Origin of the sequence: Vibrio sp. 10N.239.312.C11 (assembly GCF_041466065.1) — a bacterium.
Taxonomy (GTDB): Bacteria; Pseudomonadota; Gammaproteobacteria; order Enterobacterales; family Vibrionaceae; genus Vibrio; species Vibrio tasmaniensis_A.
Genome location: NZ_JBFSRZ010000023.1, coordinates 16,923 through 32,798 on the forward strand (window position 1 = coordinate 16,923; position 15,876 = coordinate 32,798).

Annotated in this window: 10 protein-coding genes; 7 read left to right on the forward strand and 3 right to left on the reverse strand. The window is 40.8% G+C overall.

Annotation, left to right across the window (positions count from 1 at the left end; translation table 11 throughout):
* Positions 1 to 48: 48 nt before the first annotated feature.
* Genes AB6D07_RS11815 through AB6D07_RS11830 form a run of 4 tightly spaced genes read left to right on the forward strand, consistent with a single transcriptional unit; the run spans position 49 to position 5,948 of the window.
* On the forward strand, positions 49 to 1,644 hold the full coding sequence (locus AB6D07_RS11815; protein WP_102568609.1) for a tyrosine-type recombinase/integrase: 1,596 nt from the start codon (positions 49 to 51) through the stop codon (positions 1,642 to 1,644).
* Positions 1,641 to 3,503 carry a hypothetical protein gene (locus tag AB6D07_RS11820; protein WP_102568610.1) on the forward strand — a complete coding sequence of 621 codons (1,863 nt, stop codon included), beginning with the start codon at positions 1,641 to 1,643 and terminating at the stop codon, positions 3,501 to 3,503. The genes AB6D07_RS11815 and AB6D07_RS11820 overlap by 4 nt, the downstream gene beginning before the upstream one ends.
* A 4-nt stretch (positions 3,504 to 3,507) precedes the next feature.
* Complete coding sequence (locus AB6D07_RS11825) at positions 3,508 to 5,490, forward strand: hypothetical protein (RefSeq protein ID WP_102568611.1); 1,983 nt, start codon at positions 3,508 to 3,510, stop codon at positions 5,488 to 5,490.
* Positions 5,487 to 5,948, forward strand: a complete 462-nt coding sequence (locus tag AB6D07_RS11830; RefSeq protein ID WP_102568612.1) for a hypothetical protein — start codon at positions 5,487 to 5,489, stop codon at positions 5,946 to 5,948. The genes AB6D07_RS11825 and AB6D07_RS11830 overlap by 4 nt, the downstream gene beginning before the upstream one ends.
* A 115-nt stretch (positions 5,949 to 6,063) precedes the next feature.
* Here the strand turns inward: AB6D07_RS11830 and AB6D07_RS11835 are convergent, their stop codons facing one another.
* On the reverse strand, positions 6,064 to 6,291 hold the full coding sequence (locus AB6D07_RS11835; RefSeq protein WP_102568613.1) for a hypothetical protein: 228 nt from the start codon (positions 6,289 to 6,291) through the stop codon (positions 6,064 to 6,066).
* A gap of 244 nt (positions 6,292 to 6,535) precedes the next feature.
* On the opposite strand from AB6D07_RS11835, the gene AB6D07_RS11840 reads away from it, so the two are divergent.
* The gene (locus tag AB6D07_RS11840) at positions 6,536 to 7,054 is read left to right on the forward strand and encodes a hypothetical protein (RefSeq protein ID WP_372091853.1); all 519 of its coding nucleotides are present in this window, start codon (positions 6,536 to 6,538) and stop codon (positions 7,052 to 7,054) included.
* 10 nt (positions 7,055 to 7,064) lie between these two features.
* Here AB6D07_RS11840 and AB6D07_RS11845 read toward each other — a convergent pair whose 3' ends face one another.
* Both AB6D07_RS11845 and drt4 read right to left on the reverse strand, forming a co-directional pair.
* Positions 7,065 to 7,385 (reverse strand): hypothetical protein, encoded by a 321-nt coding sequence (locus tag AB6D07_RS11845; protein WP_102568615.1) that lies wholly within the window; start codon positions 7,383 to 7,385, stop codon positions 7,065 to 7,067.
* A 212-nt stretch (positions 7,386 to 7,597) separates the two neighbouring features.
* Positions 7,598 to 9,196, reverse strand: a complete 1,599-nt coding sequence (drt4, locus tag AB6D07_RS11850; RefSeq protein ID WP_102568616.1) for an antiviral reverse transcriptase Drt4 — start codon at positions 9,194 to 9,196, stop codon at positions 7,598 to 7,600.
* Between the two features lie 564 nt (positions 9,197 to 9,760).
* On the opposite strand from drt4, the gene AB6D07_RS11855 reads away from it, so the two are divergent.
* On the forward strand, positions 9,761 to 13,861 hold the full coding sequence (locus AB6D07_RS11855) for a PIN domain-containing protein (protein WP_102483083.1): 4,101 nt from the start codon (positions 9,761 to 9,763) through the stop codon (positions 13,859 to 13,861).
* The gene (locus AB6D07_RS11860) at positions 13,854 to 15,728 is read left to right on the forward strand and encodes a hypothetical protein (RefSeq protein WP_102568617.1); all 1,875 of its coding nucleotides are present in this window, start codon (positions 13,854 to 13,856) and stop codon (positions 15,726 to 15,728) included. The genes AB6D07_RS11855 and AB6D07_RS11860 overlap by 8 nt, the downstream gene beginning before the upstream one ends.
* Positions 15,729 to 15,876: the final 148 nt, after the last annotated feature.

Here is a 15,876-nt window from a genome sequence, read left to right on the forward strand (position 1 = left end):
GTTGAGAATGCTGTATATGCTGACTGTATGTACAGCATGAGGTTTAATATGTCAGATAACGATACAAATCAGAAAAAGGTCATACGAAAAGAGATAGAAATTTCGACTATCCCTAACTTCGTCTACAAGAAACCATTGGTGTCCATTGATGAGAATGGTGAACCTCAGATTACATACCGTGCCAACGGCAATAAGATCCCCATCAAGAAACTCCCCTTACTCCATATTGCTGGGTATAACGACAAAGACAACCTAATCAGCTACCAACCATTAGATATGGTCAATGAGTTCTTATTGTCGAAAACAATCGATGATGGTGTGCTTGAGCTTCGCACAGATGCGCAGGGGCTTGCTCATTACTTCAGTTTTGTTTTGGACAAGCAGGCAGAGTGGGATGCTGAATACGATGAAGAGGACTTTGATCCACTCTATGATGACCCCCGTCCAGAATGGAATGCCTTTCCCCGCAATAAACAGGAACGGCTAACCTACCAATATCGGGATGGCATAAAGCGGCTCGCTATTGATGGTGTATTGGCTAAAACAACGGCTAAACAATATATGAGTAGTGTCGTTGGTTTCTATAAACACTGTCTTCGTCAAGGCATCCGCTTTAATAACCCTCCCTTCCAGTTTGAGACAGTTAATATACATTTCGAGGCGTCTGCATCCAGTATGAAAGCTTACCAACGTAAGCAGGTACACACGACGGATATGCGGATTAAGTTTTCTAAGTCATCTCGCAGTGGCGGCACAAACCTCAGCAACCTCCGCCGTGACCTAAAACCGTTTACCAATAGTGAATGGATCATACTGCAAAACATATTAATGAAGTCCCGTAGGGTGGTTCGTCACGGTGACAACAATAAACTGCACTCACTGCCGATTGAGTTTTGCCTGCACCCCATGATTTGCCGCAATACAGGATTGCGGCGAGAGGAAGCCGCTAGTCTTCATTTGGCGCAGATAGTTAACCCGGAAACAATGATTAAGGATGACAAAGAGGTCTTTAAAAAGTCTGTGATGGATTTGGGTGTCGGTGATAAATACCAATCACTCACAAAGACTGCTGAGGGCTTCGCAGAGAAGAATAAAAGCCGCGTTACCATTATCCCTGCCACATTAATGAAGATGCTTTACGATTACTCGCAGTCTGACAGGTATCAAAAGCGCCTTGAGAAATTTAAAGCATGGTGCAAAGAGCAGGCTGAGGCAGGTAATACGCATTTCTTTGAGGGTGACGATGCCATTAACCCCGAACTGGAATATCTGTTTATTACCCAGTCCGGGAAACCCATGTTTACCCGGCTACAAGACTTTACTGGGCGCTGGGTGGAAATTCGTAACACTGCAAACCTAACCCAAGGTCTCGACAAACCGATTGTCGGCTCCATACATAATTTACGCTCAACGTTTGCCGTGAATATCTTCCGCCACCTTTTAAATAAAAAGGATGAGTATGGCAACCCGTCAATCACCCCCGATGATGCATTGGATAAGGTATCCGCTTTGCTAGGTCATGAAGATAGGGCGACGACCATGGAATACCTGAAAATAGCTCAGGACATGCCCTCTGCCGATGAAATCTACGAAGACGTCCTTGTTTATATTGGTGCTTTTGATGATTTAGAGGGCTCATTATGACTCCAGGACGAAAGCGAACTAGAATTACGATAGAGAAGAGCAGCGCACCTGTTATTCCATTACGTTTGGAGGATATGGTTTTATTTTGCGGCAACGGAATTCAATCTTACACTTACCGTTTGCGCTACCGTAACGTCCCAACATTGAAACAGATTAAATCAGGTAATGTGGTGTTGGCGAATCGGGATGATATCGTTAGGGAGATTCATCAAAGATTAACCCCCTTACCTGAAAACCCATCAAAGCAATACTATTTTCAAGGACTCGTTAGTTACTTCCAATATCTTGATGGCGTTCATTATCAAGGTGACCTTTTTAGTAATGCAGTCATGGGGGATTGCATTAAGCACTTCAATAAATTATGCGATAAAGGTGAACTGGTACGGAAAGCCGGACAAATTAAATCTGGCTTATCTTTTTTATTAAGGCTGTGGAACAGAGAGTTTGACCTTAAGGTTCTGCCAGAAGTTGTAAGGATTCCGGCTTCTGCGAATAAAGCGTTTCATGTGGAAACAGAGCTGAAACCATTATCAAAGGTATTGGTTAAAGGCGCACTAGCCTTTCAGGAAGCGATTGAGAAAAATGAGTTGCTAGATATCCATCCGTTCTTTGATGAAGATCTGTTTTCTGAGCAAGCAAAGAAGCATGGATGGACAGCAAACAAAATCGGCCTTAATAGATACAGTTTTAAGCAGTGCATGAAACTCGCGTTTGTAGGAAGAAAGGGCAGCACGCTTTCACTTGAGCAACTTAATCGGCAGGTTTTTTATAATCATGCATCACGCAATTGGTTTTTCGTGTTCTCAATGCTGACAGGCATGAATACATCGGTGCTCGCTAATATACGACATGAGGACATTTCATTTAAAAGTATTGGTAGTGGGCGGTTTGTTTTTGACGGTGATAAGTTCAGAGCAGGCTATAAAGATTTGGATAATGGCTGTGGTTTTAGCCAGCGAACCAAAGAGCTGATTACTCGATGGCTTAAAACATCTAAGGTGATATACCAATCACTGAGTATGCCATTTTCAAATGAGCTACCGCTTTGCCCTTTCTTTAATACTAGCGGCGAGGTTTGTACTTTCAATACCCGTAGCGCAAATATTAGCTACATTAATACTCAGCTTGAGAAAATAACAGGGTTAAAGGTTACTGTAAGCCGATTCAGGGCGACAAAATCCGATGTTTTGATTCGAGTGACTGAAGATATTTTTCTTGTGTCACAGGGGCTGAATAATACCGTGAATGTTGTCTCCAAAAATTACTCTAGTGGTGTTCAGGCAGACCATGATAATAACCTAAATGCCACATTTAGCGCGTTGAGTTCTGTTGCCAAAGGCGAAGAGATAGGCAAAGCCGTTGAGAATGCAAAGGCAATGCACAGCGATATTTTATCAGATTACGATTACAAGAATTTACGTCATCGGAAAAGTAAAGAAAAGCCATTAATGACAACACCCAGTGGCATCAAATGTGCGGGGGCAACAGCGGAGAAGTTGGTTGCTGAGGCGAGGCGTATGAAGAAGTTAGGTATTGATTTCTCGGAAGATACTGGGCGCTGCACTGATTTTCTTGGTTGCTTTGACTGTGATAGTCATAAACTGGTGGCGTCAGAAAATGATATTTGGCTGATGTTGTCATTTTTAGAGCAAATGGAAGATCTTAAAGAAATGGTGGCCAGAAACTCCACGCCTCAGGATGAGTATTTTATAGTGGAAGGCATGTTGAAAAAAGTCCTTATTAGGCTGAAACAAAAAGCACCTAAAAACTACGTGTCAGCAAAACAAAAAGTGGATAACGGAGATTACCACCCGCTTTACCAAGGCAGAGCCAGCGCAAGCCAATTTTTTAAGGGATAATTTCATGCATGAAAAGCTTATAAAGTTTCACCAAGAGGTTGCAGAAAATCCGTATGTGACGTTTAACTCTGACGGCGAAGGGTTATCCCGTGTTTTTGATATCGACTGGGATTTTCACGACCTGAACCAGAATAAGAAAATAGTCTCTTTTGGGCATATTGATGAAAAATACCGCCAAGATATTCAGTTTTATCTTTATGCGGTGATGCAATGGCAAAAGAAAAACTCAAGATCTAGTTCACATAGATCTGTTGGCTCGTTGATACAAACTAGGAATGTATTAAAAAAATTCGCAACATGTTGGGGTAAGAGTGATTTCAGCTTGCTTTCGAGCGAACGAGAATGGAAGAAATGCGCCCTAAAATTACACGGGTTTGGCACTAAAACTGTGTGTCAAAGAACTGCCTCTGTTATTAATGGAATGCATAAAGCTGGCCTTGTAACGCGTTATGTCCATAGACGAGATTATATCAAATGGGTTCAACCTGATGTTGGTGACGGTCAAGCAATCGCATTTCCTGAAACTATTCACGTCAGGATTTTAAAAACGGTAGTTGAGTTTGTGGAAGCCTATCACCCATATCGCCATCAGATTTCAGAGGCTATGGAAAAGCTTTATACATATCAGGATGAAATGTTTAATGTCGAGCTTAAAGCGTTCGGTGTAAGAGCCCTAACCGAGAAGCAAAAGAGAACAATGGTTACCAGGGTAAGCAGAAGAACAAAGCAATGGCCTGAGCGACAAGCCATTCCTAATTTCTCATTTTACAGGAGAGGAAATTGGTTAGGTACATTACTCAGGATGTGCTTTATCTGTTTGGGTTTATTCTCCGCAGCCCGAAAGGAAGAGCTGCTCTCAATGAATAAAGAAAGCTATGACGATTCACTTGCTGCTGTGCCCAAAGTTTCAGGGTTTTCTACAAAAGGAAATAAGGGCGAAAAGATTTATACGACGTGGAATACTGCTCCTATCGCAAAACTAGCGCTGGAGTTAGCTTTTGATTCCACGAATGCCTCGAGAAAGTATTGGTTAGAACTATTGGATGACAGTTATCAAAATGGTCAAATAACCAAAGACCAATATAGTGCCAAGCAACAAGACCTTGAGAGTGCCTTTATTTCCCCTGATATTCCTTATGAAAGTGAAGTAATAATGAGTAAGGCGTCGCTAAAATACAAGGTTGAGGGGGCAGATGATGCCTTGAATATGGAAGAGTTCAACATTATTGCAACCGCAGAAGACGTTGCCGAATTTGACCTTTTAAATCCAGAACGAGTAGGAAGATTAAAAGTCGGAGGTGGTTTGCCAAAGCTTAGTCCACATGATTTACGGCGAAGTTTTGTGGTCTTTATGGTGAAGAACCGTCTGGGCAACGCACTGACAGTCAAATACCAGCTTAAACACCGCAATATTAATATGTCCAACTGGTATGCGAATTATTCCGAACTGGCGCGTACCAACCAACTGCTGTTGGATACTCAGTTAATGAGTGAATTTGATGAAGCCATTGAAAACTCAGCGGTAGACGCTTGGGATGAGATTTACAATGTATCCGATACCTTAAGTGGTGCGGAAGGCGAACGCATAGCCCAGAATAAAGTAGAGCGGCTAGCACGGGGTGAAGAAATAGTTATGTCTCGAAGTGAATTGCTCGCTTTGGTAAGGTCTGGGGACAAATCCATTGTATTGCTTCCTACAGGGGGGTATTGCACTAACCGTAATTGTGAACGCCTTTGCTCCCTGATGGATATTGTTGAAGCCCCCTGTGAGCATAAGGTAATCACTGATAAAGCGGCTAAAAGGCTATCGAGGGAGCGGGATAACTTAATTGTTTCATTCAGGGCAATAAATGACATGGGTGATTATGCCAATGAACTTATTCTGGATGCCAGAAAGAAGAAGATTGTGTCTATTGAGCCAACATTGGTCAAACACAGCATCCCTTTTGATAGTTTCAATGATGATATTAAGGCAGTATGGTCATGAAAGTAGAGTATAAGGCAACCTGTAAGGCTGAGGGGGTACTGGTCAATGCATTTCAGCGCTTATTAGATGGCAAGCCGCTCCATGTTAAGGCTAAGGGCAGACTCACGTTAAACCGAATCAATAATGAAGCTCGATTTGGCAATAGCTATGTCCATAAGTTCAAAAAGTTCGTGGACTATGCCCAACCTGTTATCGATGAATACAATTTCAACCGCGATAAGGCGATGACAACAGGCTTAGATATTGAGCTAGATGTCCCTTTGTCTGAACTTGATAGGCTAAAACACGAATTAAAAAAAGCTAATGAGCTTAAGGACAAATACAGGGTGCAACGAAACAATGCAATTGAGGCCCGAAAACAATTAGAGGCTGAAAATGCCAGGCTCCGATTTAGGGTGTTTGACCTACAGCAAGAATTATTAGATGAAAACTCAGTTGTGACGTCAATCAAGTCTTGAGTTTGGTGCTCCAGATAGAAGGTTGTAATTAAATATCATGTTGTAAGCGTGATGGCTGGAAGAATTGCAACATATCAGGTTGGTACGATTTGACCGATTTTGCATGTCATGCAACTTAGCATTCTCTTATTTTAATATGTCCCTGCTCAATCAATAAAATGAAGCGCTCATAATCATGCTGATAGGCATAGATTGGGTGCGGTGCTGATGATCCCGCTAAAAATTCTTCAAATGCCCTTCGGTATGTGTCGGGTAGTGAACTAGGATCAATAACTTTGAATGGTACATTAGGCAAATTAAAAGGCATGAGTTCAGGGTGTGAATTTGGGTAATCGGTTGTCATGGTGCTCTCCTATGTCCATCCTTAAGGTTATTGCTTTTTGTCATATGACGCAAAGTGTGAGCTAACACTTTAGTGTTGCGACAGTTTTTATTCAGATTTGAATTAAACAGGAGATTATATGGGAAAGATATCTCGGCCGCGGAACTTAGGTTTGGGGTTAGGTCATGCACTTTGCTCTAAATCTCAGCCAGTCGATACTGCTTTTTGGCGGCAATGTACTTCTCATTTAAAGGTTTATGCCGTATTGAGGACAAAAGGTGGGAGTGGCGAGCGCCATACAGTTCGAGTTATACAGCAGCAACTGATAATGCTTGATGAACGCCCTATCATTGTGCGGGTTTTTGGGACTCGTCAGAATGAATACGGACAACACTTTGGTTCTTTAGCATTACTAGAATCAACAGATTCTGTGTCGGGATCCATTACATGGAATTGGGGAGGGGCTAGCAGTAACCGTCAATTAGCGGAGGCATTATCTAAATCATCATTCACTAGCGTTATTTTAACTCAAGGTGGAAGCTCTGGGGTGAGCTATGAGGATGTAATGAAAGCTGCAGAGTTGGCTCGTCATACATATTTAAGTGTCAATGTTGACTGTGATACGTCTAGAGAATTGCACGAAAGCATAGTAGAAGAGTTGGGTAAATCGATGCTAAATTTGGAATGTGTGTCTTCTGTACTTTGGAAAGGGAATCGATGGGATGAGCCAAGCTATGAACTGGCGAATCTGTCTAATGTAAGTGTCGAAGACCTGTTGTTATAGCTCAATACTGTTAGTCATATCGCAATATTAAGTTATCAATCCTTTCTCTGACATCTTGTAAATCAGATAAGCGACCTGATGCGATGGTACTCAGTGGACTTCGGCCATAGAAGAAAGAGTTATTGTTTGTATGACTCATGAAGCCATATATATTGTTTTGATTGCTAAATATTATCCTTAAAGTAGCATGGATATTTAAAAGATGGCTGACTCTAACTTCAAGACTATCATCTTCGTTTGGTAGGATAGCTTGCACCTGCTCATTAGTTGCTCCCCATTTTAACAACAATGTTTCGGCGGATTTAAGCCCAGTGGCTAACCTTTGATTCATCGGGACTCCTCCTAACCTGTTATCATTATTCGCTTCATTGCTGTCAGGAATTGCGACGTAGAATCGACATATTGTCGATCTTATGTCTATCAAATCAAGGTAAATAGAGCGACATAGAATCAACAAAATGTAGATCCTATGTCTATTGTTGTATTGACCGTCGGTAAAATTAGTTTGGAAAAATAGTACTGTGAGTACCGTTAATCGAGCTATTAAAAGTTTGGCTCTTCTTCTCCGACTTGCTGTGGGATTAAACCAAAAATCAATCGACCTTGAATGCTTCCACACTCTCGTTCTGCTTCAGTTTCAACTCCTTCCTCAGGTAAGAAGTTGACCCCATGTTCCAGTAGAACATCAAACATTCTGTTGGGGTAAGCGTTGCCGATGTCCCCTTCTCTATAGAGCTGGTATAGTAAAAGCCAGTATGAGTCTTTAGTATAGTCATCGTTAGAGTCAATAAGTCTCTGAGCGAACTCTACGATAGGTCTTTTGATTAGAAGCATAGAACTCAAGATAGTTAAGCCTACGCAATCTTCGCTTTCGATAATTGCGCTAATTGTACCTTGCTCGACTGTTATGCCTCGTTTTTTCATGATGTGTAAAGGCCAGCAAATGCCGTCAGAACGTCTGTAGTGACAGTTTTCAACAATAAGTTTGTTCAAGTGCTCTTGTAGTTCGATATTACTAATAGTTGCATGTTCAAGTAGCAACTCTAAATAAGGAATAAGTATTGGATAGTGCCATGATAGGTTAAGAACCGAACGATACACAGTGGCGTATGCATCCTCGTCTAAAAAGTTAATGATTAGTTGAATGCCGTACTTTAGTACACTTCCATCTGGCGTTTGTTTGTTTATTGTTAGAGCATGGTTGATGAAGGTAATCGCTTCAGAATCGGTTAGCTTTGGCTCATCGTCATGCGCCTTGTTCAAGCGACTAGGCAGGTTACCTAGTAAGTTTAAAATCCATGCATCTTGATCCGGAACAGGGTGCTCTACTATTTCCGTCTTCTGAATGTTTAAAGACAACTTATATTTGGAGAGAGCTTTACTTAAGGTGCGTACAAATCTATGTGCATCTTCATTGGTTTCACAATAGCAGCTGTAATCATCAACGTAACGGTGAAAGTGAAAGCCCTCTTGTCTAAGCTCTTCGTCTACTTTACCTAGAACAATCTCAACACAAATGCTGGAAGTTGCCGGTCCAATGGGAATACCTTGAGTTTCATTTCGCTTGCATTTTCGCTGATATTCATCTAGCTGATTAAACCACAGGTTCCTTTGGCGATTTTCTTTAGCATGCTCAAATCCGACTAACCCCCACGCTATTGCATGACTATAAATACTGTTAAAACAGTTTGAAACGTCAGAACGAACTTGGAATCTCTTACCAAAACTCTCTGTTAATGTTCGAGTAGTTTTTTCAATTGGGTCCTCATAGTTCATCACTATGATTCTACCGTCTTGGCGATATTCAGGCTTAATAATGCTGTTGTCGTTGTTCTCTAAATACTTAAGGTCGTCCCAGTGATTACGCATATGTTTTGATAGGAGTGCGTATGCTTTTGGGTGAATTAAAGATAATTCACGAAACGCATTGTTATAGCGAGTAGCATTGTAAACCACTAAGTCGTAACCAAATGACTGTCGCCTGTCAGACTCTCGCATTGCTGCGAGAACTTCAACAACCTCAGGTGTAAACTGCCTTGTTGATAAACAAGGAGGGAGTTCTCCGATGTTAGATTTCTGGTTAGGGAAATAGTTGTGCCTTGTTAATGCCTCGTAGATTAGGCGTTTGTTATACTCAGTCATCTTTAACCACTCAAATTGTCTTTCTGACTTTAATGTAACACTAATCAATAGAATGTATATGTGATTAATTGCCTGTTTTGTGCTTAGTATAGGAACGAGTCGGTCACTCTCCTGTAAGCGAGTAATAGATCGTAAATTCCTGCTTTATTGCTATCGGTGGGTGAAATTTTTGCTCTGAGAGGCGGTATTGCAATTTTACAGACTATGTAAAGGTAAAGCCCGAAGAGATCATGAACTCTCCAAAATACTTATGCCTGCCTCCTTGTAAGTGGTACTTCGTAACCCAGAAGAATCCCTAAATATGTTGGTTACAATACTCATATATTTCCTATTTATGTAGCCTTTCCAATATCTTAGTTCTAATCATAAGTTATTGATTTTCATTTGTGTATGGATACGAAAAACTGCATGATATAGACAGTAAACCTAATTTTTGTCACACAGGAAGGGCTTAGCACTTTAAGAAGTCAAAGGCCGAAGTAATGACCTTCAAATACCGAAACAGCTCGGATACTGAAGCCATTTGATAAGGGTATTCCACCTTCAAGGAGAGTTTAAGCTGTCATGAATATAGATTGGGCTGTATTTAGGAAAAATTTAAAGTTTTTGATTGCGCTAATTAAGCCTTCATTAGCGAAGGCACTTAGCGTACCACTATTAATGGCAGGCATAGGAATCCTCAATGCTCCTTTATGGTTGGACATCGCAAATTGGTTCTTGACTAGCCAGGAAGTCCTTCCTGAGTTTAGGGGGCCAATTTCCCCGCCAAAGGATCTATATGGGTGGATATTGATTTCTTTAAGCCTTTTAATCTACTTGATTGAGATTTGGTTTCAATTCAAATCACTTCGTCAGGATAGTGAAAAGAAACTATTGGATACCGTTGAGGAGCATCCAGCACAAACAGCGGGGTTGGTTGTTGAAACGCTTCGGAGTACTGGGTTCACAGCGCAACACCTTCAAGATGAAAAAATTGACAAACTCATTGATGAAATTACCTTGTTACGATTTTTTAACTCATACCCTACAGAAGAAAAGGCAATTAATTTAGCTGAAAGCATTATTGATGGGGAGCTATCAGGTGGTACCCCTAAAGTGAAAGCTAGGGCACTGGCACTACTTGCTAGGTATGTAAGTGTGGGAGAAAAAGTAAAACAGGCAAAAGAATGGTTGTCAGCTTCGAAAAGATTATGCCAAGTTGAAGAGGCCCAAATAGCTCAGGTATTTATAGGGGGGACCAGATCAAACAACACAAATGCAGTTTCTAACCTCCTTGAGGTAGGAGGAGCTTCAAGCTATTCAGCGTTTTTTATAATTAAAAGCATAGCAGAGGGAAGTGAAATTGCTTTGGGGTGGTTTGATAGCTCAGGGTTGAGTGCTAATGAATTAGACAGCGATGGGAAGATTGCTTTAGTTTCAGCATTGCTTTCAGAGCACCAATGGAAAAAAGCACTAAATGTTGTTGAAGCTTTGGAATTGGAATCGATTTCAAAGTCGCCAGCATTAGCTCAGGTCTCGGCAATTACTTTTTTGGGAAACGCAATTAAAGCAGTTGAGCTTCGTGAGAGTATAATGAATACCGTTCCTTTTGCTGCAGATAAGTTTCCACTAGCAGATGATTCTGAATCTATAGCGCTTAGGAATCGCTCGATAGAATTGTTTAGTATTTGCTCAAAATTGGCAAAGGAACTTGGCGCTTTAGATATAGCTAATGTGTCTGATAAATACGTGTTGTGGTTAGAGCTCAGAAGCAGTGAAATGCATGAACAAGCAATGGTGCGACTTCAGAGCTACTTCGTTAATTATACTCAGAACACGCTTGAGTATTTACCGTTGGCGTTTGTTTTTGGAATTGATATAGATTTTGAATCGATTGAAAATGAGGTCGATAAACAAACGGCTTTAAGCCATGAAAATGATCCAATTATTGGCTTTTCTAGGTTTATAGTCGCTCAGACGAAAAAGCCATTTACAGCAGTAGTTGAGTATATCGCTAACCACAGGGCTCAAATTGAAAGAGCCGTTAGTTCTATTACTATTGATATGATTGAAATTGAAGCGCTTGCTAAATCAGGTTTAGTGGATGATGCGGAAGATCTTCTGCAGAAGATTGCGAGCTCTGGTGTGCCTGATACTGAAGTAAGAAACCTACAAAATATAATTGATACAGCGAAGGGGGAAGACCCAGTAGCGTTAGCTATCAGCCAATATCAAGAAAGCAAAGCCACAAGTGATTTATATCATTTAGTAAGTTTACTAGAAAAAGGAACGTACAGAGATAAACACTATTTATATTCTCGGGAGCTTTTTGAATGTACTGGCCAGGAGTCTGATGCTATTAGGTTTTGTAATGCAGCATCTTCGCTAGGTCAGTTTCCTGAACTACATCAATTCTTGTCTGATAGGATGGACCTCGTCAATAAAAGCGATAGATTGCGGCTTCATTGGGCTTGGTCTTTATTTAGAAAGGGTGACTTAATTGGCTCTCGGGAACAGATTGAATTGCTGAAGCTATCTAAATCACAACAACTAGATATCAAAACTCTTGAAGTTAATTTGTCTATATTCTCTGGTGACTGGGAGTCTCTTAGTGTTTTTGTGGAGGATAGCTGGATTAGTCGGGAGAACCTTAAGGCTGATGAGCTTATACAGGCCGCTCAATTAGCTAAGGCGTTTTCCCCTAGTCGAGCAAAGCAAATTCTAGAGTTCTGTACAGGTAAATTTCCTGAAGATCCTCAAGTGTTAGCGTCGTCGTACTTTGCCGCGACCACGATGGGTTGGGAAGATAGTCAGGAAACATCTGAATGGCTTAACAAAGCAATTACTCTTTCTGATGAAGATGGTCCGTTGCGTAGAACTTCATTAGAAGACCTAAAAGGAATTATGTCTGAGGCTAGGGAAAAGAATGAAAGGGTTAATAGGGCTTATGTTGACGGTGATGCTCCAATCTATACAGTGGCGGATCTTCTTAACAGAACAATGTCTGATTTCTTCCTCGTTCAGCCTCTAGAAAACAAAAAAGCAATTGATCTAAGGCGGAAAAATTTAGTCCCTATATTCCATGGTGCAAGGCATGAGAAGGTTATTGAAGGCGAGACTATTGCTATCGATGTATCCAGTGCTTTGGTTATGGAGAATATTGGTTTACTAGACCAACTATTTGATTGCTTTGAGAGAGTAGTTGTCCCTCATTCCTTTTTGCGATGGCTGTTTGAAGAAAAGCAGAAAGTGTCTTTTCATCAGCCGAGTCAGATTGAAAAAGCAAAATATTTTGAGCGATTGGTTTCTGACGGAAGAATTTCTGTTTTTCACCCTAAGAAAATTAACAACCCAGAGTTGGCTCTAGATGTAGGTGATGAGCTTGCTTGTATGCTTGAGGAAGTGTATGCGAACCCTACAAATGAATCACAAGCCTTGGTTGTGTGTTCTTGCCCTGTTTATAAAGTCGGTGGTTCTTTTAGAGAGGTAGAAGTTGATCTTTCTCTATATCATCAGTGTATGATCTCATGTTCACAATTGATCAAAAAGCTCAAAAGTATTGCAGTAATAACTGAAGCCCAGTGTAGAAAAGCTTTAAGCTATTTACGCCAACATGAGAAAGAGTGGCCTACTGAACTAGAGGTAGAATACGGAGCAAAACTATTTCTTGATTCATTGTCTATTACCTATTTGATGACAATTGGTATGCTCGATAAGCTCAATGAAGCAGGGTTCGAAGTCTATGTATACACAGGAGAGCGAGACAAATATAGATTACTGATGAACTATGATTCAACCATTAATCAAGTTGATTCGAAAATAGAAAATATTAGGAAGCTATTTTTTAATGGTCTTGCATCTGGGAAAGTATTCCTTGCGGAAATGCCGCTACACAAAGAAGAAGTGGTTGATTCGAAGAATAAACATGCGACGCCAACTGAAGAGCTTTTTGAAATGGTTAAAGTATGTGATGCTGCTCTGATAGATGATCGATTTATGAACCGACATGACCGTATTGCATTTGACTCGAGTGCTGTACCAATTTTTACAACATTAGATTTTGTAGAAACCCTATACCATAAAGAATTTATTTCCAAAGAACAAAAATTAGACTCTAGAACATTGCTTCGGGATCTCGGATATGAATTTGTTAGTATTTCCTCTGAAGAACTAGAACATCACCTTGATTGTTCCGCTATCGTAGATGGTGAGTTTAAGCCCACAAAGCAGTTGAAGTTGATTAGAGAAAATCTGCTTTTGATAAGAATCAGTGGATTGGTTCAGCTTCCAAGAGATGCAGAGTGGCTACTCGAAAATTTGAGGACGATTTCAAAGGCAATTGGGAACCAGTGGTCGATTGATATTTCGCTCGAACAGGCCCGCGCCAGAGCCAGCTGGCTTTATGGGCTTATAGGCACGAGGGAATGGGCTCAGACCCATCAAGTAAGGGACGATGGAGGGATGGCTTATCTAGGTGCAGTTTTAAAAGTCAATTCCCTGCTTATTCCGCCGGAGTCTTTATCTGAAGAACGGAAAGAAGATTACAAAGCATGGCTGGATGAGTTTGTTTTGGATCCTTTGAGGGATACTGATCCATTGAGCTTTAAGAATGTGATTGACTCGATGAAGCAGCAAGTGAAAAGCATCTCTCACCAATCAATATTAGAGGATGAGTTGAATGGCTAAACCTGACTCGGCACGTGCGTATACGGCCTCCCACTTTATAAATTCATTTCCGAGCTTAGTTAGGGAAGAGCTTTTATCTGACTCCAAGTTATTGGAAGAACTCGGTGTTGAAGTGGATGCCACTGTTAGTTTCGGAAGAAATGGAGCTGCTTTCTCCAGAAGTGCTCTCTTTAAAGCTATCCGCAGTGCTTTTAAAAATATCGAGCAAGAGTTTTGTTTAGAGGATGTTAATGGCAATTTTTGGTCTCTTTGCAACGTACCTAGTGAGCGTCCAACCTTTTCTTTAACCAAGGGCAATGTTCAAATATCTAACGATAGTTTTTGGCCGCTTTGTTGTGATGTGGATAGGCGGTTAAGAATTTTCGAGACAGAAGTGAAGAAGAGAGGTCTTTCAAAAACGTTTTGGAAGAGTTGGAGTACAATTCTTTCGATGCCAACTCTCAACGATGAATCTGTATCAGACTTGTTTCTTGATTTGGATTGTTCACCAGTTCACACAGAGGAATTGTTAAAGCATGAACTTCAAAATCAATCAAATAAAATTACTACTTTAGTTCCAATTGATACTCGATATTACGAAAGACTAGTGGGGAAATATTGTGGGAGTAAAAACATCGATGAGTATTGTAATAGTGAGCTGAAGCAGTATTTCGACAATAAAATAGAAAATGGAGTCAGTGAGAAAGACTTTTTGATTTGCACTCACAAGTCAATATCAGAAGTCGTTTCCAATAATATTAACGACGAGGAAGCCTATCAAGAAATAGCAAATAGGGCTATTGAAACAAGTCATCCTGTACTTTTAATATCCTGCCTTGAAGTTGGTGTGTTGAAATTCGCGGAGTCATCAGGCGGAGTTATTAAGAAGATCTTTGAATGCATATCTTCTGAAAAAACTTTAGAAAACCTACGTTTATTTTCCTCAATGGCGGTTTTTGTTGATGGAGAACTAGCTCGACTACAGATATTTAAAGGGAAGCCGCCGTTCTACAGACGCCTTGCTTCGTTCGCTCAATCAGCTTTAATTGTTCAAATAGCGTTAGAAGAAGGCGTTGCTTTTGACAAGGTCGAGCAATGGGCCGTTCAACAAAGAGGCCTTTACTTTTTCTGCCAAAGTTTTGTCGATTTGGTAGAAGAGCCTAGATGGTTACCGACCTATTTAACAACAGAGCAACTTATTAATGAACTCTACGGACGGGTAAATAACGTATGTCAAGATGTTGATAAGTCGGAAGTTACTGAATATCTCCGGAAGGAGTTACAGGCTGCTTCTCGGATCAACATGTACTGTTTTTTACCAGGACCACTTGAAGGTAACTCTACGCCAGCGGTTTTACCTGACGAAATTTTAGGCTTGCTTGGTCAACATATTAAAAGTGAGCCTTCAGTTGATTCATATAGAATTTTGATGAACTCAGCACCATTCTGGAAAATTGATGATGAGTATTTGGAACGTGCAGTGTCCTTACTCGAAAATGCACAGCATAAATTGGCGGCGGTTAGCGATAAGGATTCTGTATATCAGGTGTTAAATGGATTAGCACAGGTTTCCTGTATGACCCGAAGTAAAAGGCTGGCTGCATCGGTGCTGGCTTTAAGCCGACTATATCGGGACTATATTGATGTAAATTCTGAGCCTGAAAACTACTTGGCAATAGGGATTGTGGCGGGAGCAGCGTTTGAAGATAAGGATGGTTGGTCAGAATATATAGGGCAATGGTGTACGGATTTAGCTTATATGCGAATAAGCGAAGAAGCTACTGTGAAAATAGAGGTGATGCTCGAAAGGCTTTGTGTCCTAGAGCCCTATTTATATTACACCTGTTCAAGAGCCCTCGATATCTTCAAAATGCTTGGTAAAAAATAGCACCTGTTTTAAGTCGGTGAGTGAGGGGCAGCTAAGGTACGTTAAACCTATATTGCAGACTCAAAGAGGCTTATTCTTGATTTGGTGAAAACTAGTCAATTATTTGTTTTCTTTACGGAACGAGTCGATGAGGGGGAATTAGATTGAA